Below are 25493 nucleotides of genomic sequence, written 5' to 3' on the forward strand. Positions count from 1 at the left end.
TTGTCACAACCCTTGGCTTGAGGACCTACCTTGGCCCAGCTGTCGATGTCCGGGCAAGGCTACGAACCGACACCCATAATGTCTACCCGGGGCGTGATGTCATCGCCGGCCGACGCCGGATGTCGGGCGCGCCCTCGAAGTCCAGCCCCACACGGGAGCTGTTGTCCCACAACGGGATTCATCGTTGCGCTTGCTGATCACCAGGTGCTGGGGTCACGCACGGCGGTAACCACCTGCGCGATGGCGTCGATCACCAGGTCGGGCTGGTCCTGATGGATGTTGTGCCCGCTCTCGGTCGCGGTGACCAGACGGCCGCCCGGCACCAACGTGGCGATGTCCTGCTGCGCGGCGAACATGACCTGTTCCATCTTCTCGGTGGGCCAACCCTCGATCGGAGCGGGGAAAGGAATGCCATGCGCCAGAACGACCAACGGCATCGGGTGCAGCGGCCCTCGTGCGCGTGCCTCCCGCACCTGGGTGAGGCTCGGGGTGTCGGGCAGCGGCGTCGTGAACAGATTCTCGGCGGCGGGGTAGGCGGCCAGCAGTTCGGTCTGGTCGGTGTTGGCGGCTTCGAACGCCGCCCATTGCGCGGGGGGCAGCGCGGCGCTGAAGGCGCGATAGATGTTCTCGTGCGTCGAGTCGATCAGCACCATCCCCACCACCTGATCGGGGTAGGTGGCGGCGTAGAGCCGCTGGGACAGGCCTCCTGCGGAATGTCCGACCAGGACGTAGGGACCTGGTATCGCTGCCGCGGTCAGTAATGCGTGCAGGTCGGTCATGACGTCCTGCGTCGTGCGCGGCTGCGGAACGGGGTCGCTGCGGCTGGGATAGAACTCGGGCCCATCGGGGTCGAGGTCGGGGTCAGCCGCGGTCAGGGTGCCGGGCCGGTCGTACGCGCACACGCGGGTGAATACCGCGACCCCCGGCTCGACCATCGTTCGCTCGCCTGCTGGACGCGAGAGGTCGGTGCTCCAGACGTCGGCGCGGGCCCCTGCGCCGGATTCCAGGATCACTGTGGGGCTGCCCTGGCCGCGACACTCCAGGTACAACGACCGCCCGCCGATGTCCACAGGACCGGAGAAGTCACCGGTGGCCGGTGAGGCCGCCGCCGGGCCGACGGCGAGGGTGCTCGCAGCGGCGAGCAGGGCGGCGAGGACAGCAGCGCGTGTGGCAGGCAGGTTCATCATCGAGCTCCTTGCGACCGTCGCGGTCTCATAGCGGTAAACCTACTTCTGCCAGCGGAAACGCGATAGTTCCGAGAGGTTGAGTACCTGGGACAGGGGCCTTCGGCCTCGTCACGGGCCGGTACGATCCGGGCCCGCCGATTAGGCTGGGGTGACCGGCGGGCGTTGATCCCGCCCCTGGCTCAGGATCTGTTCGGAGGAAGCGTATGCGTCGGCGGCCGCCGAATCGGGCGATGACGACCACGGCGATCGTGTGTGCTGCGTTGCTCCTCAACGGTTGCGAGGCGCAGGTCTGGGGTTCGCCGCCGGCTGCGGAGAACGCGCCGGAGGCACCCGTCAGCGCCCCGCAGGCACCGGTGTCTGCACTGCCCCAAGCCCCGCCCGCCCAACCGACCGAGGCATTCGCCGGACTCGACGCCCGCGTCCGTCAAGCCACCGCCGCCGCGGCCGAGTCTGGCGCCGACATCACTACCGCTGTGCTGGACCGCAACACCGGCCAGATCGTCTCCCACAGCGCCAACAAACCCTTCCCGATCGCATCGGTGGTGAAGCTGTTTATCGCCGACGACCTGCTGCTGCAGGAGTCTGAGGGCAAGACGCAACTATCCGCCGCAGACCGCAAGTCGCTCGACATCATGCTGCGGTCCTCCGACGACAGCGCAGCCCAGAATTTCTGGGACCGTAGCGGCGGAAATGCCATCATCGCCCGCGTGAAGGCGCGGTACGGCTTAGCGGGCACGACGGCGCCCTCCAACGGGCACTGGGACGTAACCACAAGCACTGCAAGCGATCTCGTGCGCTACTACGACATGCTGTTGGACGGCACCGGCGGGTTGCCACCCGAACAGGCCAACGTCATCATCAGCAACCTCGCGAGATCCACACCGACTGGAACCGACGGGTACCCGCAGCGGTTCGGCATCCCCGAGGGCCTCTATGCCGAGTCGGTTGCGGTCAAGCAGGGCTGGTTCTGCTGCTGGAACGGCGGCAATCAATTGCACGTGTCCACCGGCACGATCGGACACGACCACCGCTTCGTGATGGCGATCAGCTCGCTGGACCCCACCAGCGACGCCGCCGCCCGCGAAAACATCACTCAGGCTGTCAAGACGATGTTCCCGGGCGGCAAGATCTAAACCACGGGAGGTCTAGCGATGCAACTCGCGCAGCACCTTAGTAGAACGCGCTCTTGCCTTCGAAGCCGATGCCCGGGATTTCGGTCAGGCCGACCTGGCTGTCGGAGACAACGGCGTCGTCGGCGAAGCCGCCCGTGGGCTGGAATTCGCCGGGGGTAGGACTCGTTGCCGCCCAGCTTGAGCGCGGCGGCGATGTGCAGGCAGAACTGGTGTCCGCCGTGGGGAATGCAGCGACGCGAGGACCAGCCGTGCTCCTTGAGCATTTCCTGGACCCGCAGGTACTCGGTCAACCCGTAGCTCAAGGCGGGGTCGACCTGGATATAGTCGCGATCGGGACGCATCCCGCCGTAGCGGATCAGATTGCGGGCATCCTGCACGGAGAACAGGTTCTCACCCGGTAGCAATCGGTCCGCGGTACTGCTCGGAGACGACGGCGTTCAGGCGGCAATCCACGTGTATTACTCGATGCCGGGAATCGACCCACCGCAATCTTCGCCAACAACGACTACGCGGCGGTGATCGCCATGTCCGAAGCGCAGGAATTGGGACTGGCGGTCCCCCGCGATCTCAGCGTTCTGGGATACGACAACAGCTACTTGGCGCGTATCGGCTACATCGGCCTGACGACCGTCAACAATAACTACGAGGAGATGGGGCGTATCGCGGTCGAGCGACTGCTCCAACGGATCCAATCACCCTGGGCGCCACGAACAATTACCCTGCTCGACCCATCCATCGCATCGCGGTCCACGATCAGCCGGATCGAAGACCACGACCCACATCGATCCCGATGAACTACAAGTTGCGCTCTCACGCCTGATGTCCAGCGGATAACCCGCCCAACGCCTTTATGGACCGCGCGCGAGTCGGACGCCATCGGGCGATGGCGAGTGTGCCGATCGACCGGATTCGGCGCGGTGTGCCTATCGTGGGTCATGGACATCCGTGTCCTCGGATCGCTCGGGGCGTACGCCGACGGCAACGATCTGGCGCTGACCAGCCCCAGCCAACGCACTGTCCTCGCGGTGCTTGCGGCCCACGCGGACGAGTATGTCCGTGCTGACACCCTCATCGACGCGCTGTGGGGGCACGACCCGCCGCCGAGCGCGGAGCGCACGCTGCGTAGCTACGTGTCCCGGCTCCGCTCCGTTGTGGGCCATTGCATTGTCGCCGGCCGTGGTGGATTCTGCCTGTGCACCAAAGAAATTCGTCTCGACTCGGCCGACTTCGAGCGAAGTGTGGCCGCGGCCAAGATGATTGCATACCCCGCGGCGGCCGACATCTTACGGTCCGCGATGGAACTATGGCACGGCCCGGCTTTCGGGGAGCTGGCGGACCTGGACGCCGTTCGCCCGCAGGCTCGAGCGTTGGAGCAACTCAGGATCGGTGCACGCGAGCAGTTCGCAAACGCATTGTTGAGATCCGGCCAATTCTCCGCCGCCATCGCGGAAGCCGAGGCGCTGCTGGCCGAGATTCCACTCGACGAGTGCGCCTGGGAAGTCATGATCCGGGCGTTGAGCGCCGCCGGGCGCAGTGCCGATGCGCTGCAGACCTACCGTCGGGCCTACGACGAACTGGCCGCCGTGGGGCTCGAACCGTCCGAACGGTTGCGTCGGGCCCAACGCGACGCCTTCGACACGCCCGCCCCGGCGCCGGCCGGGCCGGCTGTCGCACCGCGGGGCGACGAGCTGCTGGGCCGCAACCGGGACCTGGCCGCGTTGGCGGAAATCGTCGATCACCGGCCCCTCGTCACGATCATCGGGCCAGGCGGCGTGGGCAAGACCACCCTCGCGCGCGAAGTCATCCGGCGTCGCGCGCCTGCCCATAGCGGGGGCTTCCGGATAGTCGAGCTGGCAGCCGTCACCGATGCCTCAGCGGTACCGGACGCGCTGGTGACCGCATTAGGACTGACCAGCGAAGGCGGCTCGGCGCTGACCACGTTACGGCACGCGCGCTTCCTGGATATTGTTGTCCTCCTTGATAATTGCGAGCATGTGCTGGACGCCGTGTGCGACGTGCTGGGGGCGATGCTTCCGGGCGAGCCCTCCGCTCTGCGCGTGATCGCGACCAGTCGGGAGCTGCTCGGAATGCCCGGCGAACACGCCTGGCCGCTGACCCCGTTGGACTGCTCAACGTCCGATTCGGCGGGGCAGCGATTTTTCCGGCGGCGGTCAGACGCGGTCCGGCCGGGGGCGGTGTCCGCCGCTGATGAGGCCGAGGTGACGACGATCGTTCGGCGGCTCGACGGGCTGCCGTTGGCCATCGAGCTGGCCGCCGCACAGGTCGCCACCTTGAGCATCGCAGATCTGGCAGAGCAGATCGAAACGTCGGTGGGGACGGCGCTAGGGGGCTTGGCTCGCCGGGGTGGCGAACCGCGACACCGGACACTGCGGGCGGCGATTGAATGGTCCGAGCGGCTGCTGCCGGACAGGGTCAAGGATGCGCTGGGGCAATGGACGGTCTTCGCAGGTGCCGTCCGCCGAAGCGACGCCCAGGCGGTGCTTCACGTGGCGCCCGAAGTGATCGACGAACTGGCTCGACGCTCATTGCTCAGCATTGAGATACGTTCCCGCAGAACGTATTATCGAATGCTGCAGACCGTGCGATCGACTGTCGGCCCACCCTCTGAGGCCACCGAACGCAGGCACCTGGAGTACTTCTCGGCGGCAGCGGCGGAGGCCGCGGCGCAGCTGCAAACACCCGATGAGCCTGCCGGCCATCAACGTGTCCTCGAGCTCATCGACGAGCTTCGCCTCGCCCACGCTCGGGCGCGCCGCATCGATATCGACAAGGCGGTACAGATGTCGATGTCGCTGCACTTCTTTGGCGTGTCGCGGCTGCACACCGAACTGTTGGGCTGGGTGGCCAAGCTCGCGCCGCTGGTTCAGGATCGGCCCGACCAGCGCGCGGCGGTTGACTCCTCGATCGCCTACCGGCATGTCATCGCCGAGCAACTCGACTCCGCACGGCAGCGGGCGCACAGCGCCCTCGCCGACGCCGCAGACGACCAAACCCGTTGCCGCGCTCTGGAAGCACTCGAAGATTCAGCTTTGTTCCAAGGCGATCTGGAGGAGGCGCGCAGGTGGTCCTCCGAACTAGTGACCGTGGCCCGCCGCGCGGGCGCGACGTACTACGAAGTGGTCGGCCATTGTGACGTGGTCATGGCATTGGCGTACGGGGGTGATCGGGATGCGGCACGCCGATGTCTCGACGAGGTCGACCGGCGCTTCGCGGGGGCAGCGCTGAGCTCGACTCAGCAGAGCTGGCTGGCCTACCTGCATGGTGAGACACTGCTCGACGACGACCCGGCGACCGCATTGGCCGCGTTCAACAGGGCCATCGAGCTCGCCGACGCGGCCGGCAGTACCTACGTCGGCGGGGTTGCGCGCGTGTCGGCGATCACGCTGCAGTCGAGGACAGCCCCCGCGCGCGAGGCGCTGCCGCTGTACGTCGACGTCATCGAGCGTTGGCTTGATGCCGGGTCGTGGTCGCACCTGCTCACGACGATGCGCAATCTCACGCCGACCTTGACCGAGATCGCAGAATATGCCGCGGCGGCTCAGGCCCTCGGCGCAGTGACCCGGCCGGAGCAGACCCCCACCTATGGCAGCGAACTCGACCGGCTATCGGCGGCGGAGGAAACCCTTCGGACCGAGCTGGGCGTCGTCGACTTCGAATATCAACGTGCTATCGGCGGCGCTCGTGACCTGGCCGCGGCGGCCCGCGCGGCCGTCAACGTGATTCGTGAGATGCTCCGCGATTCGGAATCGGTAGAACCGTGACGCAAGCCGGTCCGATTCGCACTGAAAGCTGCGCTGTTGCGGGCTCACTGCAACCGGTAGAACCGGAAGAAGTCGTGGTCCACGTCCAGCGGTGTAGCCCCGTGGAATCCGGCTGAGCGGGCGTAGCCGTCGAGGGTCGAGGCCCGCATGACCGTCCCGGTTCCAACGCTGCCCTGATGAGACATGCAGTCGGGCAGGCAGCACACGATCGAGTAGCCGTACAGCAGTTGCTCGACCGGACCGGCGTCGGGGTTGAACGCGTCGCCGGTGCGTTCGTCCATCACCACCACCGGTGCGCCCGGCTTGGCGATCCGCCGCATGGTGGATAACACCCCGACTGGATCGGGGAGGTCGTGGACACATTCGAAGGCGAAGACGGCATCGTAGTGAGCGGTGGGAAGGCCGGCGGCGGCATCGGCGACAGTGAACGAAACCCGGTCGGCCACACCGTGGCCTGCCGCGTTGCGGATCGCAGCCCGGATCGACGGCTCGTCGATGTCGTAACCGTGGATCTCGCAGGTCGGATAACCAAGCGCCAGGCCAATCGCCGACCACCCTTCTCCGCAGCCGACGTCGGCGACCCGGGCGTCGGACTGCAGCACTCGATGCAGGTCGGGAATCTGCGGCAGGAGTTGCGAGGTGAGCTGGTGCAGGAACAGAGGACGGTTCAAGGCGGCCTGGGCCTGGCGCGCGTCGTCTCCGAATTGCTCCCAGGACACGCCGCCACCGCTGCGGTACGCCTCGACCAGTTCGTGTATCCGGAGCCCGGTCGCGGTAAAGAACCGGGCGACCGGCGCCATGTAGTTGGTGCTGTCGCCGTCCACCAGAACCTCGGCGTATTCGGCAGGCAGTCTGAACCGTACGGGCTCGTGGTTCAGGTCGGCTACGACAATTCCGGAAACAGCTTGGTGCTCAAGCCATTCCAGGGCGTAACGCTCGACCGTTTCGGTGCGGTGCGCCAACTCAGCCGCCGTCAGCGGCCCTTCGTCGGCCAGCATCGCATACCAGCCGAGCCGATCGCCGAGATACAACGCTTGCACTTGTGCGGCGCCCAGCACCGCGTCGAAGATCTTGCCGGCGAACTGCTCGGTGGTGAGCACGGGCGCGGCCAGGTCGGGTGTCGTCGTCATGGTGTTCTCCTGTACCTCGGGACGCAATCAGCATCAGACCCCGACATTGCAGCGACACTGCAGCACGATTGCAGCCCAGCGCGGGCGCTCTACCGCGATGCGGTGGCCAACCGTCTCCGTCTCACGTTCGCATCCAATTTCAAGTGCGTCCGTCTGGCTGAGTCGGTTGCCGCTTCGATTTGTGCGGCGTTGATCGGCATGGCGCGATAGTGCTCGAAAGCACATCGAAGTGCCTCCTTCCCCGAATACGCGGCAACGAAGGCGCGGCGGATGTCCGGGTCCATTCCGTTCGGGCCCGTCACTCCTTGGTTCAGGAAGTAGTCGAGGTAGTCGGCTTCATGTCCATCGAGGACGGTCTCAGGCAAATCCGCAGCAGCATGGAATCCGAACCACCAAGGCGGTCCCCCGCAGAAGAAGGCCTCAGCACCCGAGAGTCGGCCGATTGTGCCCTCCATCAGAACCAGCCGCCGGATGCGGTCGGGGTGTTCTGGGCGATGAGCATCCTGCCGAGGTGCGATTTGCAGAGCTCAAGCGCCGCATGCCAGGTGTGTCGCAGAAGATGCTCGCGCAGACGCTGCGCAGCCTTGAGCGCGATGCTCTCGTTGACCGCCGAGTAGAAGCAACATCACCACCGCGGGTGCACTACCGCCTCAGCGAGCTGGGCGTGTCCCTGCGGGAGCCGATTGCGGCGCTGCGGAATTGGGCTGAGGACAACATCGCCCGTATCGACGAAGCCGGCCGGGCCTGGGACTGCGGCGACAGGATCCGCTGGACCTGATTGGCAGTCGCTACTGCGGTGCACGACGATCGCGGCACGTGGTTGTCGGCCAAAGAATGGCGCGGGAAAAACCAGCGCCACATACATATTCGGCTGGGAGCAGCTCACCTCGCGCTCGAAGAAGGCGATCGGTCGATCGACATGGTATGCCTGGTCTGCGCTTGGCGGGCATAGTTGCGCAACGGTTCCGGATGCCGGGTTCGCGCCGCTCCAGTCGTGTGTCGCGTAGTGCATCCGCTGCTCGCCTGGCTGTGTATGTCCGATCAGTCGTGCTTCGCCTCGTAGCGCAGCAGGACCGTGCCACCCGGGAAGGTGCGGTTCTCCAACAGTCGCAGCGAGATCCATGACGGCAGGGTCGGGAAGAACGGGGTGCCGCCGCCCACGGCGGTGGGCGCGACCACGATCCGGTATTCGTCCACCAGTCCGGCCAGCACGATCGGTGCGGCCAGCGTCGCGCCGGCCACCTCCAGCCTGCCGTCGGTTTCGGCTTTCAGCTTCGTCACCGCCTCGACCGGGTCGCCGCGTTCCAGACGGGAATTCCAGTCGACGGACTCCAGGGTGCGCGAGAACACGACCTTGGGCATGTCGCGCCAGATGCGGGCGAAGTCAACGATCAACGGGGTGGCATCCGGTGCCTTGTCGGCGGTCGGCCAGTACGCGGACATCAGCTCGTAGAGCCGCCGGCCGTAGAACGAGAGGGCGGTCTCCCGCTCGAAGTCGTTCCAGTACTGGTGCAGTTCTTCGCTCGGATCGGTCCAGTCGATGTTGCCCTGTGCGTCGGCGATGTACCCGTCCACCGACACGTTGAAGCCATAGATGAGTCTGCCCATGCAGATCAGACTGGCCCGGAGGGCAGAACTCATCGCGACGCCACACGAGATGTTGCTCAATCCTCATGGATGGGCGAGCGTCAGGCGGCCTCGTTCGCGGTGGACGAATCGACCGGTCGTTCAATGAGTTTGCCCTTCTTGAACAGGGCTCCCGCCCGAACGAGGGCGACCAGGTGCGGCGCGTTCACGGCGCGCCAGCGTGCCTCATGGCTTCGATCGGTTTGAACGCCATCGCGAGCCCGGCCCCTTGGTGACCTTGCTCCTCAAACATACTGTCGCGAAAGTAGATTCGATGGGATTTGTCGTGCGCCGATGGATCCCATCCTCCGCCGGGTAGCGGTAGATCGCCGCCCGCGCCTTGTCGGCGTCCTCGGCGTTGTAGATCTCCTTCATCGCCGCCAGCGCGCCCTATGCGCTGACGTCGGAAGCGCACCGGAGGGAGCGGTGAGCCGCCCGTCCACGGCCGGGCACTGAACCGCTACGTCTATACGTGCCGGCTGGACACCCACGGCGTCCCGCTGCCCGTCCGCAATTTCGGTACGTACCTCACCGAGGGCGCGCAGTTCGGCGATGCCGGTCCTGGCCATGCACCACAACCTCTAGGCCTGAGCTAGGCTGCCTGACTGTGCCTGACTCGTCGGATCTCGAAGCCCGCGTGGCCGCGCTGGAGGCCCGGCTGGTGGAGGTCGAGCAGCAGGTCAGTACGGCCCAAACAGACGCCAGCGCGGCCCGGGAGCTGGCTGCAGGCGCCGACCGGGACGTCTCTGAGGTCCGGGCCGAACTGCGGGCGCACACCCGCGCACTCAACGCCTTGCGGGAAATCCACGTAGAGCAAGGCCGAGCGATGGACCGAGGCTTCGCCGAGATGCGGGCGCGGCTGGACCAGACAACCGGGGGCCTCGATCAGATCCTGGGCCTGTTGAATACCCCGATCGCCCGCGACGACAAGTCGTAGCTCCGCCGCCCCAGCTCACGCGAGGGTCGGGACCGGGTGGCGACCCGCCTGATCGCCATCAGCGAGATCCAGCGTCACCGCAAACGGGGAACCAGCCGTAACTACGTCTCCACCTTTCCGTCAAAGACAGCCGTTCAGGCCGCCATGCGGAAGGTCAACATGCTTTCACAACAGGTCTCGACCAGCCAGCCGATCGATGACCTGCTGCGCCGCTTGACCGCGACGTTGCGGGGATGGGCTGGGCATTTCCGGGCCGGGGTATTACTCAGGTCGTAAGGGTTCACGTCGAGTCGATGGCTGGCGGCCTGGCCGGGGTAGCGTTCGACGTCATGGGTACCGATCGTCGTCGAGGCGATATGGCCGCTGGAACCGATCGGGCCGAGCATCTCGCGGGGCAGCCGTGGGCACGCAAGGAGTCGACCGGGGATTCGATCGCCCACGCACTACGTGAGGAGATCCTCGCGGGCCGGCTGACCGGGGGTGAACGGCTGGTCGAGGAGGCGATCGCCAAACAGTTCGGGGTGTCGCGGGTGCCCGTGCGCGAGGCGCTGAACCGCCTGCAGTCCGAAGGGTTCGTGACGATCGTGCGGTACCGCGGGGCGGCCGTGTCGGAGACGCCCGTACAGGACAGTCACGAACTACTCCAGATCCGCCGCGGGCTCGAGATCCTGTCCGCGCAACTCGCGGCCGAGAATAAGGGCGGATCGGTCGCGGCCGAATTGACGGCCATCGCCGAGGACCGCGGTCAGGACCGCGGAGCCGTCGGGCCGTCGTTCCACGAACTGGTCGCCCGCGCGGCGGGCAACCGCCAACTGCAGGAGATGCTCGGCAGTGTCAATCGTCGCGTGCAATGGAGCCTGGGCCACAACCCACACGCATCGACCAACGACCACCGGGTGCTGGCCATTGCGATCGTGAACGGATCGGTCATGCAGGCGGGCTATCTGATGGACGAGCACCTGCGTCGCGACGAGCGCTACTTCACGGACAAGTTCGAGCACGGGTAGAGGCTCGGCGCCCCGATGCCTCGCCTGATTGTATTACGATCTAGCCGGAATTTCCGCGTCTGTAACGTATTGCTCCTGATACGAAACAGGTGATTAACACATTTCGTATACAAAGTACTCGGCACGATTTCAGTCAGGGACGACTCGAGGTCGGCTCACCGCCGCGACCAGCGCCGGTGTCGACTCACCCACTCGGAGCACGCCATGTCCCTCACCCGCAAGACCAAAACCCTTCCACCCGAAGACATTTCGACCGGTGCGACCGCGCACACCAGCGCCGAGGATGCCGCGTCACCCGGGCTGACCTCGGCTCTGGACCGCATCGGCTTCGGCCGGGTCCAGGCCGCCCTCATCCTGCTGCTGATGGCGGGATTGTTCTTCGATTCCCTGGAGCAGAACTCCACTGGTGCGATGGGTCCGCTGCTCAAAGACTCCTTCGGCATCGGCAATGGCGAGCTGACTATGATCAACACCGCGACGGTGCTGGGCGGGTTGGCAGGCCGGATCATCGGCGGCTATATCGCCGACCGCTGGGGCCGCCGCGCGGCACTGAGCCTCAACCTGCTCGTCTACACCCTCGGCGGACTGATCAGCGCCGCCGCCGTCAACTACGAGATGCTGCTGGCCAGCCGATTCATCGTCGGCATCGGCCTCGGCGGCGAATTCACCGTCGGCTTGGCGATCCTCGCCGAGATCGTCGCCACCAGGCATCGCGGCACGCTGCTGGCGACCCTCAACATCTCCTCCGGCGGCATCGGCAACATCGCGTCGTTCGGGTTCTTCTGGCTGGTGCTCGGGCCGCTCAACGGTGTCCTCGGCGGCAACGACATGTCGTGGCGCTGGACGTACGTCATCCTCGCCGTGCCCGCCCTGCTGGTCGTCTTCTTCCGCCGGTACCTGCCCGAGTCGCCTCGCTTCCTCCTGTCGAAAGGCCGCATCGAGGATGCGAACAAGAGCCTCACGCGGCTGGCCAGCGGCAGCATCAAAGGACTGCGCAAGCCCGGCATCACGAAACAGTTCGTCACCGAAGCCGACATCCCGGTGCCCGTCAAGAGCAGCTACGCCAACGTGTTCAAGGGCGAGAACCTCAAGCGCACCGCCGCGATCGGAGCCGCGTCGTGGATGTCGTTCGGCGCGCAGGTCACCCTGCTGTTCCTGATGCCGATCCTGCTGGTCTCCCGCGGCTACTCACTGTCGGATTCGTTGGCATTCACCATGATCATGAACATCGGTGCGCTGTTCGGTGCCTGTGCCGCGTCGTATCTGGCGGGCAAGGCGCCACGGCGGTTGACGGTGACCGTCGCCGCGGTGCTGGGCTGCATCTCGGCCATCTGCTTCGCCTCGTTCGCGACCTCGACGGCATTAATCCTGATCCTCGGCATGATCTTCCAGTTCTTCACGATGATGCTCAACACCATGCTCTCGGTGTGGTCGCCGGAACTGTTCCCCACCTCGGTGCGCGCCATGGGCACCTCGGTGGTCAACGGGATCGGCAACGTCGCAGGCGCCGTCATGCCGTTCGCCGCCCTGTTCTTCTTCGACCGTGCCGGCGTCGCAGGCGTCTTCGTGATGATCGCCGTGATGTACGTCCTGCTCGTCGTGGCTGCCCGCTTCGGCCCCGAGACGTTCGGCAAGCCGCTCGAAGCTGTCACCGAGAAGACCGTCCTGGCCGCCGCGACCTGATCCCCACCACCGCACGAAGGAGTCACCAAACATGTTGACAATTAACATCTCCGCCACTGCTCATGGTCTGAACTACCTACCGGAGTACTACGCCGACCACCTTGGCCTGTTCGCCCACCGAGGGCTGAAGGTCACTGCCACGGCGAAGGATCCCTGGACCGGGGTGCTCGACGACCTGGACAGCGGGGCTGCCGACGTCGCACTCGGAGGGCTGTGGGTACCCGCGCTGTACGCGGGCACGCCCCGGCAGCTGTCGGTGTTCGCTCAGGTCAATCATCAATTTCCCAAGGCACTGGTGACCCGGGAGCCTCGACCGGACTTCTCTTGGTCGGAGCTGGTGGGCAAGACGGTGCTCGCCCCCGGCATCGGTGGCAGTGCGCCGTATGCGTTCACCGCCGGCCTGATTCGGGAGGCCGGGGTCGACCCGTGGTCGATCATCTTCTTGCGCGATCTGTCGACGCCGATGTTCGTCGAGCTGTTCGAGGCGGGCCTCGGTGACGCGGTCGTGCTCGACCACACCAATGCGGAAGCCTTGCAGCACAGGGGAACCGGCTACATCGCCAGCGACTATGTCGTGTCGGGCGGGCTCGGGCCCAACAGCGTGTACTACTGCCGGACCGACCGGCTGGAGGAGTTGTCGGACCGGCTCGTCGGCTTCGTCTCCGCGCTCGGCGAGTCGATGCAGCTGATGAAGTCGGTGACGATCGCCGAGCTTCGACCACTGCTCGCCGAACACTGGCCGATGCTGCCCTCGCAGGTCCTGGAGAGCGCGTGCACGCGCATGCTGCACTCGCAGGTGTGGGCCACGCCGGTGATCGATCAGGCCGCCACCGAGCGGTGGATGCGAATCCTGTTCGAGGAGAGGATGGTTGCAGCCGTCCCCGCGTTCGCCGACGTGGTCAACACGTCGATCGTCGCGAAATCAGATTCCGCCGCGGTCGCGGTCTGATCGTCGTGGTACTGATCCTCAACCACTCGGACATCACCGGGCTGCTCGACCGGGAAGAGGTGCGCAAGGCCGTCGAGCTGGCACACGCCGGGCTCGCGCGCGGCGCCTGCCAAAATCCGGCGCCACGGTCGCTGCGGCTGCCCAGGGAGGGCTCGGCGATACCGATGATCGCGACCGACGGCGAGCACGTGGCGGTCAAGATGCTGTGCGACCTACCCGGCAACCGGGATCGGGGGCTCGCCGTGCAGCGGTCTTCGATCATGGTCACTTCGGCACGCACCGGTGAATGCGTCGCCCTTCTCGACGGTCGCGCCATCACAGCGATCCGCACCGCGGCGACCAGCGCCGTGGCAACCGAGCACCTCGCCAGCCCGTCAGCATCGGTGCTAGGACTGGTGGGTGCGGGCAACCTCGCCATGGAACACGCGCGGGCGATCGCCGCCGTCATGCGCGTCGAGGCGATCGTCGTCTGGACCAAAAGTGCGACGACCATAGTGGCCTTTCGCAACGGCGTCGACGACCTCGGCATTCCCGTCGAGACCGCGCCGTCGGCCGAGGCCGTGGTGTCCGTCGCTGACGTCGTGTGCACCCTGACCCCCGCGCGTGAGCCCGTCGTGTTCGGCTCCTGGCTGCGACCCGGCCAACACGTCAACGCCGTCGGCGCCCCACCCCGTCCCGACCACCGCGAAGTGGATGGAGAGGCGATGTCCCGCGCCCACGTCGTCGTCGACAGCCACGCGAACGTGATGGCCAAGTCCGGCGGCGTCCTGCTCGCCATCGCCGAGGGCGCCATCACGACGGACGACGTCCGCACCGAACTCGGCGGGATCATCGTCGGCGCGCAGCCCGGCCGGTCCTCGGCCGACGACATCACCCTGTTCGAATCGGTCGGCGTCGGGTTGCAAGACCTCGCTACTGCGGAACTCGTCATCGCGCGCGCCGAGGAGACCGGCGTCGGAACAACCCTCGACCTCACCATCTGATCCCGTGGCCCCGCCCATTGCACCCCCTGGGCGCAGCCTCGCGTGAGACAAGAAGCGATCACTCCCACATCTCTAGAAACGAGACAGCTGTTGTTCGCTATCGCTGAACAGCTACTCCGACAGACAGGTGCAGGTGGCGTTGCACTCCTGCGCTGAGCGAGGGCAGTCGCCAGCCGCCGCAGCCGCCGCCTCTCAACCGGCAAGAGACTGTCTCATGAGACATTCAGATTCTGGAGAAAATCAGATCTGAAAACCTGTAAGCAGCAGCAGCAGCAGCGTGGCTACTGCTTCGCCATATTCGTGAATCGCGACAAATGAAGCTGGTGCGCAACGGTAATCGTTTTCGTCGGGCCGTTCCGGTGCTTACCAAGGATCATGTCAGCCTCCCCGGCACGGGGGTCGTCGCGCTCGAACGCGTCTGGCCTATGCAGAAGTATGACCATGTCGGCATCCTGCTCGAGGCTTCCCGACTCACGCAGATCCGACACCATCGGCTTCTTGTCGGTCCGCTGCTCGGGCCCGCGGTTGAGCTGACTGATCGCCACCACCGGAACGTCGAGCTCCTTGGCCATCAGCTTGAGGCTTCGCGAAAAGTCCGACACCTCTTGCTGTCTGGACTCGTACTTCTTGCCCGAGGTCATCAGCTGCATGTAGTCGACCACGATCAGCCGCAGCCCGGCCTTCTGCGACAGCCGCCGCGCTTTAGCCCGAATCTCCATCATCGTCAGGTTCGGCGAATCGTCGATATACAGCGGCGCCTCGCTGATCTCACTCATCCGCCGCGCCAGCCGCGTCCAGTCGTCGTCGCTCATCCGGCCCGAGCGCATATCGGCCAGTTTGATCTTCGCCTCGGCACTGAGCAGCCGCATCACGATCTCGGACTTACTCATCTCCAAACTGAAGATCACGCTGGCCAGCCGGTTCTTGATCGAGCAGGACCGCATGAAGTCCAGCCCCAGCGTCGAATTGTGCGTCGGCACCATCCCCCGCCCGGCCAGGTACAGGTGTGCGTCGTTGTCGACCTCCACGCACCGCACCGGCACGCTGTGCACCCGGCGCACCGCGTCGATCTGCAGCACCGGCGCCATCAACGTCGCCCCCGCCCGCTTGTAGCGCGTCATCGACCCGGCGGCGGCGATACTGTCCAGCCCGCACCGCAGTTCGGCCGTCGTTCGCACGCCGTACCCCGTCGGCCACTGATGCAGCGCGTCGGCCACCACCACCGTGCCGTCGGAGAACTCCACCTCGTAGCACGGCCGCCCCAGCATCACCTCGGTGGCGGCCACCACCCTCGTCGGCTCGCCGTTGGCGCCGAGCAGCCGGTCGCCCACGGCGACGTCACCCATCGTCGTCCAACCCGCCGGGGTCGGCAGCGGGGTATCCAGCGCGAGCGCCTTACCGACACCGGGCCGCGCGGCGATGATGATCATCTGCCCCGGATGCAGCCCGTTGGTCACCTCGTCGAGTTCGACGAATCCGGTCGGCACACCACGCGCTATGCCGCCCTGCGACGCGATCGCGTCGATCTCGTCCATCGTCGGCTGCAGCAGGTCCTCCAGCGGAACGAAATCCTCCGACGCCCTCCGCTCGGTGACGTCATAAATCTCGGCCTGCGCACGATCGACGACCTCGGACACGTCGGCGCCCTCGGCGCCCGCGTAGCCGTACTGCACCACCCGGGTACCCGCCTCGACCAGCCGGCGCAGCAGCGCCTTCTCGGCCACGATGCTGGCGTAGTACCCGGCGTTGGCCGCGGTGGGCACCGTGGAGATCAACGTGTGCAGATACGGCGCACCGCCGATGCGCCGCAGCAGCCCGCGGCGGTCGAGCTCGGCGGCGACGGTGACGGCGTCGGCGGGCTCACCGCGGCCGTAGAGATCCAGAATCGCGTCATACACGTTCTGGTGCGCGGGGCGATAGAAGTCGCCGGGCCGCAGCCGCTCGAGCACGTCGGCGATGGCGTCCTTGCTCAGCAGCATTCCGCCTAGGACGGCCTGTTCGGCCGCCGCATCCTGCGGCGGCTGCCGGCCGAAATCCTCGTCGGGCGGTGGAGCGTCCCTGCCCGGATGGCCGAGGTCGTCCACAACAGCCACGCGCTCCCCACCTCCATATAGTCAGTATGGCCAGCGATCGAACGTGTATTCGATACGCGTTCATCGTGACTGTAGGTCATGCCGCCGACGACTGCCCCGCTGCCACCGTCGGAATGCCTTGCGACGGCTCACGCTAGACGTTGCTGGCGACTCCGTAAAACGCACCTGTTCATCGAGTTGTGGATGGAGTGTGGATAGCCGAAGACACCGGTGTTGAGGGCCTGGGGAAAACTTGTGGATACTCACGAGTTTTATTGGCATCAGCGCTGATAAACGCACCGTAGCCTGCATGGACACCTGTGGATAGGAATTTCTCCGGCGTGTCGGGCCAGGTTGCGCATCCGGGCGTGTTGTGTTGCTGGGAGTGACCGGGCAGGTTAACACCGGGTTAGCTTTGCGGGGCGGACATCGCCGTGCAAAGTTCGCCAGGGCAGATAGCAACGGCCGGATGGGGACCGATCAAGGTCCCCACCCGGCCGTCTGTACGTCAGCTCGGGGATCCGGCGACGATCTCAGCGACGCCGCCGCGTCAACTGGAGTCGGCCAGCACCTACTACACCGGATCGGCGAGATGCTGCCCGCGCATGACTGCGCGACGCAGCCCGACCGCAGTGGCCGGGCTTAGCGATCGAGCTGTGCTCAGTTCGCTCAGTTCGCTCAGTTCGCTCAATTGTCCGCGACGACGTCCAGCGATACCGTCGCGACCACATCGGGGTGCAACCGCACCGTGACCGGATGCGAACCGACCGTCTTGATGTGGGCCTTGGGCAGCTCCACGGTCCGCTTGTCCAGATTGGGCCCACCGGCCTTCTTGATCGCGGCCACCACGTCGGCGGCGGTGACCGAGCCGAACAGCTTGCCCGTGTCACCGGCGGCATTCACCGCCAGCGCCACCGCACCCAGCGCCTCGATGGCGGTCTTCAGCTCGGCGGCGTGCTCGACACCGCGCACCGTCTTGACCTCGCGGGCCCGGCGGATCTCCTCGGCCTGCCGCTCGGCACCGCGGCTGGCCACGATCGCCAACCCGCGCGGCAACAGGTAGTTGCGCCCGTAGCCGTCCTTGACCTCAACGGCGTCGCCGGGCGAACCCAAGTGGTCAACCTCGGCAGTCAGAATCAGTTTCATCTCTCAGACTTTCCGTTTCGGTCTCAGCGCGTCGACGAGGTGAACGGCAGCAGCGCCACCTCGCGGGCATTCTTGACCGCGATCGCGATGTCGCGCTGATGCTGCACGCAGTTACCCGTCACGCGGCGGGCGCGGATCTTGCCGCGCTCGCTGATGTAGGTACGCAGCAGCGCGGTGTCCTTGTAGTCGATGTTCTGGCCCTTCTTGGAGCAGAACACGCACTTACGGGTCTTGACCGGCTTCTCCGGGGCCGGCCGCCGCTTGTTGGTCTTGGCCATGTCTATCTCTTTCTCACGTCAATTCTCAAAGTTGATCAGAAGGGCGGTTCGTCGTCGCCGCCGGAGAACGATCCGGACGCTGGGGCGCTGCCCCACGGATCGTCCTTGGGCTCCGAGCCAGCTCGCGACCCTCCGCCGCCGCCGAACCCACCGCCACCGCCGCCGCTGCGGCTGGCCTTGTTCACCTTCGCGGTCGCGTAGCGCAGCGACGGGCCGATCTCGTCCACCTCGACCTCGACGACGGTGCGCTTCTCACCCTCGCGGGTTTCGAACGAACGCTGCTTGAGCCGCCCGGTGACGATGACCCGCGACCCCCGCGTCAGGCTCTCGGCCACGTTCTCCGCGGCCTCGCGCCAGATATTGCAGCGGAGGAACAGGGCCTCGCCGTCCTTCCACTCCCCGCTCTGACGGTCGTAGATCCGCGGAGTGGAAGCCACGGTGAAGTTGGCGACCGCGGCACCCGACGGGGTGAACCGCAGTTCGGGATCAGCGGTCAGATTTCCGACAACGGTGATGGTGGTGTCACCAGCCACGGGTTCCTCCTGGGACGAGCAGCGTGTTTCGCGCGAGCCTACGCAGGCCGCACGACAACGCGGCGATGTTCGGGCTTCAGTGCTTGTCAGTGCTTGTCAGTGCCTGTCAGTGCCTGTCAGTGCCTGTCAGTGCTTGTCGGTGCGCATGACCTTGGTGCGCAGGACAGACTCGTTCAGGTTGAGCTGGCGATCCAGCTCAGACACCGTGGCCGGCTCGGCCTTGACGTCGACGATGGCATAGATGCCTTCGGCGTGCTTGGCGATCTCGTACGCCAGCCGCCGACGGCCCCAGATGTCGACCTTGTCGACACTGCCGCCGTCCTTGCGGATCACGTTGAGGAACGTCTCCAAAGACGGGGCGACGGTGCGCTCGTCAAGAGTGGGGTCAAGAATGACCATGATTTCGTATGGACGCATGGAAACCTCATCACCTCCTACGGTCATAGCGGCCACGGTCGTTCCGTGGCAGGAGGGTCGCCTGCGTCGGCAACCGGCCCAGGCTACAGGAAAGTCCGGTGAGCTGCGAAATCGCCTTCCGTGACCGGTGTCCCGGTCACGCGTCGAGCATCACCTTCGGCTCAACGGGCGGCGCGGAATCGATGCGCTGCCGCGGCCTCAGCCGGGCGGACAGCCAGCGTGGCAGATCATCGGGCGCCCCGTCGAACACCCCGCCCGCCGGGTCGTCGACCCGGCCCCCGGCGCGCACCAGATCCAGCTCGGGCCGATAGATCTGACGAATCACCAAGGTGCACAAGCCGACGACGGCGACGTCGCGCAGCAGCACGGTTGCGGTGAACCACTGCTCCGGCAGTCCCTTGTTGGCCTCGCCGAACAGGTACATCATCCTGGGCACCCAGACCAGCGCGTCGATCGTCATCCACGCCAACAGGATTCGCCGGTGCGGTAGGGCCAGCACCGCCAGTGGCACCAGCCACAGCGAGAACTGCGGGCTCCACACCTTGTTGGTGAGCAGAAAGGCGGCAACCACCAGAAACGCCAGCTGCGCGACCCGCGGCCTGCGTGTAGCCGTGAGCGCGATATAGCCGATTCCGGCACAACACAAGAGGAACAGCACGGCGGTGACGGTGTTCAACACGGTCGGTGGCTCCCAGAAGCCCAGATCGGTGTCGAAACCCCGCCACCCGGTGAACGACTTCACCACGTTGTACAGCGAATCCATGTCGTCGCCGCGGCGGGCGTTGAGCCGGAAGAACTCCGACCACCCGCGCGGGAAGAGCGCCAAGATGGGCAGGTTCACCGCGAACCACGTGGCCGCGGTGGCGGCGCAGCTCTTGACCACTTCGCGCAACCGCCCGCAGCGGACCCCGAGCAGCACCAACGGCACCAGCAACAGCAGGGGATACAGCTTGGCGGCCACCCCCAGCCCGATGAGCGCCCCCGCCAGCACCGGCCGGCGGCGCGCCCAGGCCAGGATCGCACCCGCCGCGCACGCCGTCGCCAGTGCATCGAAGTTCGTGAAGACCTGAAAGATCACCAGCGGCGACGCCGCCACCAGCGCGGCATCCCAGATCCGCCGGCCGGCCACCATCGCCGTCGCCCAGATCGTCGTCAGCCACGCGAGCGCCAGCCCGAACGCGGCGATATTGAAGAACATCACCACCTCGGCGATGAACGGCGTCCCCATCACCTTGGTCACCGCCGAATAGGTCTTGGCCAGCGTCATCGACACGTACTGATACAGGCCGGTCAGCACCGGATACTCCATGTAGCGGACCGCGATGTCGCCGTCGTACTGGATCCTGGGCTGCCCCGAGCTGTCCTTCTCGACCCAGCTCGACTTGTACGGGAACTTGCCGAGGTTCAGCAGCTCAGCGGTGTAGAGCGGGACAGTGTCGGAGTAGCACAGCTCGTAGTAGGCGCGGTTGTTCTGCCAGTTGGCGACGCGCTGATCGGCCGGGCCGGTGCCGACGGTCTGCAGGCAGGCCGCCTTCGTCGCATAGCCCAGCGCCAGGAACACCACCGCGATCAGCAGCATCGCCCGCAGCGGGGTGAAGAAGCGGGCGCGTCCGATCAGCGCGTGCCGGCCGACCGGCCCGCCGATGGTCTGCGACAGCGCGGCCACGATCGTGTCGTTGCGGCTGGGCAGGTCGCGATCGGAATCGCCCCGCCGATCTTCGGCCAGCGGAGCTGGCGAAACAGTCCCGGCCAGCGGAGCTGGCGATACAGTGCCGACCGGCGCCGGCCGCCGCTCCTGGTCGCCGATGCCGGGAGCGCCGCCTTCCGCATCGCTACCCGTCACGGAGGCGGAGGCAGCGGCGACTGTTCGGGCGGCACGGCCGGTGGCACGGCTTCGGGCGGACCCCCGACGGGCGACTGCGGCAGACCGGGGAGGGTGCCCGGGGGCGGGGGCGGGCCGACGGGCACCGTGGTGGGCGGGCCCAGCGGAATGGTGATACCGGGTGCCACTTCCAACGTCGGCTGGATCACTGTCTGTGACGGGGTCGGCGGGACCGTCGTCGACGGCGGCGGCGCCTGCGGCACACCCGCATACCCGCCGATCTCCGTGGGCTTCGGGAACGACTCGTTGTCGGTGCCGTCCAGGGCGCCGTCCATCGTGGCTTTCCAGATGTCCGACGGCAGCCCGGAACCATAGACCGGGGAACCCCACTTGTTCTCCAGCGGCTGGGTGCCGTCGGTGGTGCCCACCCAGACCGCGGTGGACAGCGACGGAGTGAAGCCGACCATCCACGCGTCGCGGTTCGCGCCGGTGTCACCGAGCTGGTTGGTTCCGGTCTTGGCTGCCGACGGCCGTCCGCCGGCAAGGTTGTGTCCGTTGGACCAGCCGGCGATGGGTTGCATCGCGGAGATCACGTTGTCGGCGACGTCCTTGTCGATGCGCTGCTCGCCGTTGGTGTCCTCCTGGGCGGCGTCGAAGAGCACCTGCCCCTCGGAGTTGACCACCTTCTGCACGAAGTGCGGCTTGTGGTAAATGCCGGAGTCGGCCAGCGTCGCGTACGCCGAGGCCATGTCGATCACCCGGCTCTGGTACTGCCCCAGCACGACGCCGTTGTTGGGCGGTCCGCCCTTGCCGTCCTCGGACAGGGTGTGCTCGACGCCCGGAAAGCTCTCGGCGATGCCGGCCTTGTGCGCGGCGTCGGCCACATCCTGGGGGCCGTTCTCGAGCTTCAGCATCAACCGGTAGTAGCTGGTGTTCAGTGACCTCTTCAGGGCCTCGGCGATGTTGCAGGTGCCGCAGCCGCCGCCCTCGACGTTGTTGATCGTGATCCCGTTGAGGGTCAGCGGGGAACTGTCCACCTGATACCCCAGACCGATGCCCTGTTCGAGGGCCGCGACCAGTGCGAACACCTTGAACGACGATCCCGTGGGCAGACCCGCCTGGGCGAAGTCGAAGCCGTTGGCGTCCGAGCCGCCGTAGTAGGCCTTCACCCCGCCGGTGTGCGGATCGATCGACACCACCGCGGTGCGCATATCAGGGTTCTGGCCGTCCATATAGTCCGACACGGCCTCCTCGGCGGCCTGCTGCGCCGTCGGGTCGATGGTGGTGGTGATCTGCAGGCCCTCGGTGTTCAGCGTCTGCTCGCTGATGTTGAACAGGTCCATCAACTCCTTGGTGACCTGCCGCTCGATCAGCCCGTTGGGTCCCGTGGTCTGGTTACGGTTCAGCGCCTGGTCGGGCGGGATGGTCGGCGGGAACACCTGCTGAGCGCGGTCTTCGGGCGACAGCGCGCCGATCTCGACCATGCCGTCGAGCACCCAGTTCCAGCGCGCCGCTGCACCCTGCGGATCGACGGCCGGGTCCAGCGTGGACGGCCGCTGGATCAGCGCAGCCAGCAGCGCTCCCTCGGCGACGTTCAGCTGTTCGACCGGCTTGTCGAAGTAGGCCTGCGACGCCGCGGAGATGCCATAGGCACCACGGCCGAAATAGATGATGTTCAGATAGGACTCGAGCACCTGATCCTTGGACCATTCGCGGGACATCTTCGTCGAGATGACCAGCTCCTTGGCCTTGCGGGTCAGACCGCCCAGCCCCGTGCGGTCCGAACCCACCAGCGCGTTCTTGACGTACTGCTGGGTGATCGTCGAACCGCCCTGCAGGTCCCCGCCGAACAAATTGTTCTTGAATGCCCGGACGAACCCGCTGAACGAGAAGCCGGGATTGGAATAGAAGTCCCGGTCTTCGGCGGCCATCACGGCGTCGCGGACATGCACCGGGATCTGGTCGATGTTGACGTCGACCCGGTTGCCTTCCGGCGGCACGATCTTGGCGAGTTCGCTGCCGTCACTGGCCAGAATCGTCGACACCTGATTGGTGCGGATGTCACCCGGCTTGGGCACGTCGACGATCAGGTACGCCATCGCGAACGTCACCATCGGCAGCACGAGCATCACGATGGCGGTCACCAGCAGTCCGCGGCGCACCCATCTCCAGTTGATCTGCTTCGACCAGGGCGGCCGGGGTCCCGACGGTCCGTCGCCGCCGCCCGGTGAGTTACCGGGCGGCGGCTTGGGCGGCGGGGTGCCGTCGAGTGCGGCCTTGACCGCGTCGATCGGATCCCGCAGATGCGGCTCGACCTCGCCACGGAACGGGGGCGTCACCGGCATAACCGACGTGCGCCGATTGTCGGGCGGCACGGCGGCGCGACTGTGCCGGGGGCCGTCGCCGGACAACCGCCGGGCGGCGGCGTCCACTTCGTCGGGCGGGCCGTTCCGTGGGCGCGCACCGGCGCGGTCAGGCGCAGATCCCTTACGGGCTTCACTGGCTGACCGGTTGTGGCGCCCCTCGCTATTCACTGGCCGTGCGCGCGCCATTGCGCGCGCCCCGCGTGCGGGTACCCTTCGGCGGCCGCGCCGCACCGAGCACATACGACTTCACCAGGTGATTCCAACTGCAGGTCCGGCATACCTCCACCACGTGCACCGCGAACTCGTCGAAGCGCGTCGCCAACAAAACAAGCTCCTCTGCCGTCCGCGCGGATCCCGACACCGCGCCCAGATGTTCGCCGAACACCCACGACACCAACGTCAGCTGTTCCTTACGGCAGATCGGGCACATCACCGAACTCGGTTTCCCGTGGAACTTCGCCGCCCTGAGCAGGTACGGGTTCGCGTCGCAGACTTCCGAGACGCCGGTGCGTCCCGAGTACACCTCGGCCAGCAGGGACCGACGCCGAAGCGCATAGTCCACCACCTGTCGCTGCAATCGCACGATGACAAGCGTACGTCGGCCGCGCGACCGAAGGTGCCCGACTGGGTCGCACAGTTACGGTACCGACACGTCTGGTCTGCGGTGTTGCATCGCCTCTCGTCGGCCATGACATCGGTCACGGCGGCTGGGAGCCGGTACCCGGCGTCGCGGACGGGATCGGTCCGGCCGCCGGAATCGGCGGGCAACTCATACGATCGTCGCGTGGTGACACGGCAAACATCGGGGACGCGGGCCAAGGACAGCGACCGCAACGACACCTGCCAGATCCTCGACACCGCCCTGAGCGAAGGGCAACTGTCGATGACGGAACACCGCCAGCGGGTCGGCGCCGCCACCAACGCCGCGACGCTCGGCGACCTTCAGGCGCTCGTCGCCGACCTGCAGACCAGCAATGCACCGGTGCAGCTGCCTAATCTCAAGCGACGGCCCCGGCTGCAGACCTCGGGCTGGGGTATGCGGGCGGCGGTGGCCGGGGTGCTGGTGGTCCTCGGCATCGGAATCGGCTGGGGGCTCTACGGCAACACCACCTCACCGTTGAGCTTCACCTCCGACCCCGGCGCCAAATCCGATGGCATCACACCGGTGGTGTTGACCCCGCCGCGCCAGCTGCATTCCCTCGGCGGCTTGACCGGGTTGCTGGAGCAGATGAAGCAGAAGTTCGGCGACACCACCGGCTTCCGAATGGTCGTCTATCCCGACTATGCGTCGCTGACGCGCCCCGACCCCGGTGAGGAACGACGCGAGCTGAACTACACCTACCGCGGCGGGTGGGGTGATCCCACCTCCAGTTCCCGCAGCTCCGACGCCCGCGAGGTCGACCTGAACGCATTCGACGCGAAGACGGTCGTCGGCGTGCTGCGCGGGGCGCCGGAGACGCTGGGCATCAAGCCCGCCGACGTCACGAGCACCTATCTGATCTTCGATCCCTCCGGCGATCCGACCGCTCCCAGCGAGCTGTCGGTGTCGGTGTACGTCTCCAGCGACTATGGCAGCGGCTACATCGAGTTGGCGCCCGACGGCACCGTCAAGCAGATCAACTACCCGTCCTGACGCCCCCTCGCCCTTTCTGACGTGCCTCGCCCTTTGTGGCGAGCGTGCCCATTTGTACGCCGTCGCGCGGCGTGTCGCGTACAAACACGCACGCTCGCGGGGAGTTTTCGGGGCGATCTGAGGGGCGATCTGTGGCGCCGAATATATCGGCGCGATACTATGGGACGAGGTGTTGGACCGTCGTAGCGGCGGATGCGTGTGCGCTGAAGGAGGTGACTTCGTTGCTGGAACTGGCCATCCTCGGCCTTCTGCTCGAATCACCGATGCACGGCTACGAGCTGCGTAAGCGGCTCACCGGCCTGCTGGGCGCCTTCCGGGCGTTCTCCTACGGTTCGCTGTATCCGGCCCTTCGGCGCATGCAGACCGACGGGCTGATCGTCGAAGACGCCGCGCCCGCGGGCACGACGATGCGCAGGCGCGCCCGGCGCGTGTACCGCCTGACCGACGCGGGCAAGCAGCGATTCACCGAGCTTGTCGCCGACACCGGTCCCCAGAACTACTCCGACGACGGGTTCGGCGTTCACCTGGCGTTCTTCAACCGCACGCCGGCCGAGGCCAGGATGCGGATCCTGGAGGGCCGCCGCCGCCAGGTCGAGGAACGCCGCGAAGGCCTGCGCGAAGCCGTCGCACGGGCCAGCAGTTCATTCGACCGGTACACCCGCCAGCTCCATCAGCTCGGGCTGGAGTCCAGCGAGCGCGAAGTGAAGTGGCTCAACGAGCTGATAGCGGCGGAACGCACGGCACAGGGTCGCGCCGAGCAGTCATAACAACAGAGCAGTCATTAGAGATCAAACGAAGAGATCCGCACG

22 protein-coding genes and 2 pseudogenes are annotated in these 25493 nt (G+C 66.4%); 12 read left to right on the forward strand and 12 right to left on the reverse strand.

All coding sequences use genetic code 11. The annotated features are described in order from the left end of the window. Positions 1–197: 197 nt before the first annotated feature. A complete protein-coding gene (locus tag ADBZ6K_RS20590) occupies positions 198–1184 on the reverse strand; it encodes an alpha/beta fold hydrolase (RefSeq protein ID WP_526350121.1) in 987 nt (328 codons plus the stop codon). Between the two features lie 206 nt (positions 1185–1390). Between ADBZ6K_RS20590 and ADBZ6K_RS20595 the strand changes: the two genes are divergently transcribed. The 3 genes and pseudogenes from ADBZ6K_RS20595 to ADBZ6K_RS20605 all read left to right on the forward strand — a co-directional run bounded on the left by ADBZ6K_RS20595 (position 1391) and on the right by ADBZ6K_RS20605 (position 6102). After that, entirely contained in the window at positions 1391–2320 is a 930-nt protein-coding gene (locus tag ADBZ6K_RS20595) for a serine hydrolase (RefSeq protein WP_526350124.1), read from the forward strand. A gap of 470 nt (positions 2321–2790) precedes the next feature. Next, positions 2791–3114 (forward strand): annotated as a pseudogene (locus ADBZ6K_RS20600) (substrate-binding domain-containing protein); the annotation flags it as partial. Positions 3115–3255: 141 nt separating this feature from the next. Further along, positions 3256–6102: an AfsR/SARP family transcriptional regulator gene (locus ADBZ6K_RS20605; protein ID WP_526350126.1), complete on the forward strand. Its 2847-nt coding sequence runs from the start codon at positions 3256–3258 to the stop codon at positions 6100–6102. A gap of 44 nt (positions 6103–6146) precedes the next feature. Here the strand turns inward: ADBZ6K_RS20605 and ADBZ6K_RS20610 are convergent, their stop codons facing one another. Next, on the reverse strand, positions 6147–7232 hold the full coding sequence (locus tag ADBZ6K_RS20610; protein ID WP_526350128.1) for a class I SAM-dependent methyltransferase: 1086 nt from the start codon (positions 7230–7232) through the stop codon (positions 6147–6149). A 511-nt stretch (positions 7233–7743) separates the two neighbouring features. On the opposite strand from ADBZ6K_RS20610, the gene ADBZ6K_RS20615 reads away from it, so the two are divergent. Next, positions 7744–8010 carry a winged helix-turn-helix transcriptional regulator gene (locus tag ADBZ6K_RS20615; RefSeq protein ID WP_526350130.1) on the forward strand — a complete coding sequence of 89 codons (267 nt, stop codon included), beginning with the start codon at positions 7744–7746 and terminating at the stop codon, positions 8008–8010. Between the two features lie 263 nt (positions 8011–8273). Here ADBZ6K_RS20615 and ADBZ6K_RS20620 read toward each other — a convergent pair whose 3' ends face one another. Both ADBZ6K_RS20620 and ADBZ6K_RS20625 read right to left on the reverse strand, forming a co-directional pair. Continuing rightward, entirely contained in the window at positions 8274–8840 is a 567-nt protein-coding gene (locus ADBZ6K_RS20620) for a dihydrofolate reductase family protein (RefSeq protein WP_526350132.1), read from the reverse strand. 80 nt (positions 8841–8920) lie between these two features. Next, positions 8921–9271 (reverse strand): annotated as a pseudogene (locus tag ADBZ6K_RS20625) (IS256 family transposase); the annotation flags it as partial. Positions 9272–9465: 194 nt separating this feature from the next. Between ADBZ6K_RS20625 and ADBZ6K_RS20630 the strand changes: the two are divergent. The 6 genes from ADBZ6K_RS20630 (at position 9466) to ADBZ6K_RS20655 (ending at position 14417) form a co-directional block, all read left to right on the forward strand. After that, on the forward strand, positions 9466–9795 hold the full coding sequence (locus ADBZ6K_RS20630) for a hypothetical protein (RefSeq protein WP_526350134.1): 330 nt from the start codon (positions 9466–9468) through the stop codon (positions 9793–9795). A 36-nt stretch (positions 9796–9831) separates the two neighbouring features. Beyond that, entirely contained in the window at positions 9832–10071 is a 240-nt protein-coding gene (locus tag ADBZ6K_RS20635; RefSeq protein ID WP_526350136.1) for a group II intron maturase-specific domain-containing protein, read from the forward strand. A gap of 17 nt (positions 10072–10088) precedes the next feature. Next, positions 10089–10802 carry a GntR family transcriptional regulator gene (locus tag ADBZ6K_RS20640; protein WP_526350138.1) on the forward strand — a complete coding sequence of 238 codons (714 nt, stop codon included), beginning with the start codon at positions 10089–10091 and terminating at the stop codon, positions 10800–10802. 204 nt (positions 10803–11006) lie between these two features. Continuing rightward, a complete protein-coding gene (locus ADBZ6K_RS20645; RefSeq protein ID WP_526350140.1) occupies positions 11007–12485 on the forward strand; it encodes an MFS transporter in 1479 nt (492 codons plus the stop codon). A gap of 31 nt (positions 12486–12516) precedes the next feature. Beyond that, positions 12517–13434 (forward strand): ABC transporter substrate-binding protein, encoded by a 918-nt coding sequence (locus tag ADBZ6K_RS20650; protein WP_526350142.1) that lies wholly within the window; start codon positions 12517–12519, stop codon positions 13432–13434. Between the two features lie 5 nt (positions 13435–13439). After that, a complete protein-coding gene (locus ADBZ6K_RS20655) occupies positions 13440–14417 on the forward strand; it encodes an ornithine cyclodeaminase family protein (protein ID WP_526350144.1) in 978 nt (325 codons plus the stop codon). A gap of 281 nt (positions 14418–14698) precedes the next feature. Here the strand turns inward: ADBZ6K_RS20655 and dnaB are convergent, their stop codons facing one another. From dnaB to ADBZ6K_RS20695, 8 genes are all read right to left on the reverse strand, one after another. Beyond that, positions 14699–16510 carry a replicative DNA helicase gene (gene dnaB, locus ADBZ6K_RS20660; RefSeq protein ID WP_526350146.1) on the reverse strand — a complete coding sequence of 604 codons (1812 nt, stop codon included), beginning with the start codon at positions 16508–16510 and terminating at the stop codon, positions 14699–14701. A 666-nt stretch (positions 16511–17176) separates the two neighbouring features. Beyond that, complete coding sequence (gene rplI, locus ADBZ6K_RS20665; protein ID WP_526350148.1) at positions 17177–17635, reverse strand: 50S ribosomal protein L9; 459 nt, start codon at positions 17633–17635, stop codon at positions 17177–17179. Positions 17636–17658: 23 nt separating this feature from the next. Then, a complete protein-coding gene (gene rpsR, locus ADBZ6K_RS20670) occupies positions 17659–17913 on the reverse strand; it encodes a 30S ribosomal protein S18 (RefSeq protein ID WP_526350150.1) in 255 nt (84 codons plus the stop codon). 35 nt (positions 17914–17948) lie between these two features. After that, a complete protein-coding gene (locus ADBZ6K_RS20675; RefSeq protein ID WP_526350152.1) occupies positions 17949–18446 on the reverse strand; it encodes a single-stranded DNA-binding protein in 498 nt (165 codons plus the stop codon). Between the two features lie 126 nt (positions 18447–18572). Next, entirely contained in the window at positions 18573–18863 is a 291-nt protein-coding gene (gene rpsF, locus ADBZ6K_RS20680; protein ID WP_003931678.1) for a 30S ribosomal protein S6, read from the reverse strand. 136 nt (positions 18864–18999) lie between these two features. Continuing rightward, on the reverse strand, positions 19000–20616 hold the full coding sequence (locus ADBZ6K_RS20685) for a glycosyltransferase family 87 protein (RefSeq protein WP_526350215.1): 1617 nt from the start codon (positions 20614–20616) through the stop codon (positions 19000–19002). A gap of 86 nt (positions 20617–20702) precedes the next feature. Then, the gene (locus ADBZ6K_RS20690; protein WP_526350155.1) at positions 20703–23219 is read right to left on the reverse strand and encodes a transglycosylase domain-containing protein; all 2517 of its coding nucleotides are present in this window, start codon (positions 23217–23219) and stop codon (positions 20703–20705) included. Continuing rightward, positions 23212–23634, reverse strand: coding sequence for a DUF5318 family protein (locus ADBZ6K_RS20695; RefSeq protein ID WP_526350157.1), 423 nt, complete (start codon positions 23632–23634; stop codon positions 23212–23214). The genes ADBZ6K_RS20690 and ADBZ6K_RS20695 overlap by 8 nt, the downstream gene beginning before the upstream one ends. A 201-nt stretch (positions 23635–23835) precedes the next feature. Here ADBZ6K_RS20695 and ADBZ6K_RS20700 point away from each other — a divergent pair, with 201 nt between their 5' ends. Together ADBZ6K_RS20700 and ADBZ6K_RS20705 are read left to right on the forward strand one after the other, a co-directional pair. Continuing rightward, a complete protein-coding gene (locus ADBZ6K_RS20700) occupies positions 23836–24684 on the forward strand; it encodes a DUF1707 domain-containing protein (RefSeq protein ID WP_526350159.1) in 849 nt (282 codons plus the stop codon). Positions 24685–24905: 221 nt separating this feature from the next. After that, entirely contained in the window at positions 24906–25451 is a 546-nt protein-coding gene (locus ADBZ6K_RS20705) for a PadR family transcriptional regulator (RefSeq protein WP_526350217.1), read from the forward strand. The last annotated feature ends 42 nt before the right edge of the window (positions 25452–25493 follow it).

The organism is Mycobacterium sp., from assembly GCF_044223235.1.
In the GTDB taxonomy this organism is placed as follows: domain Bacteria; phylum Actinomycetota; class Actinomycetes; order Mycobacteriales; family Mycobacteriaceae; genus Mycobacterium.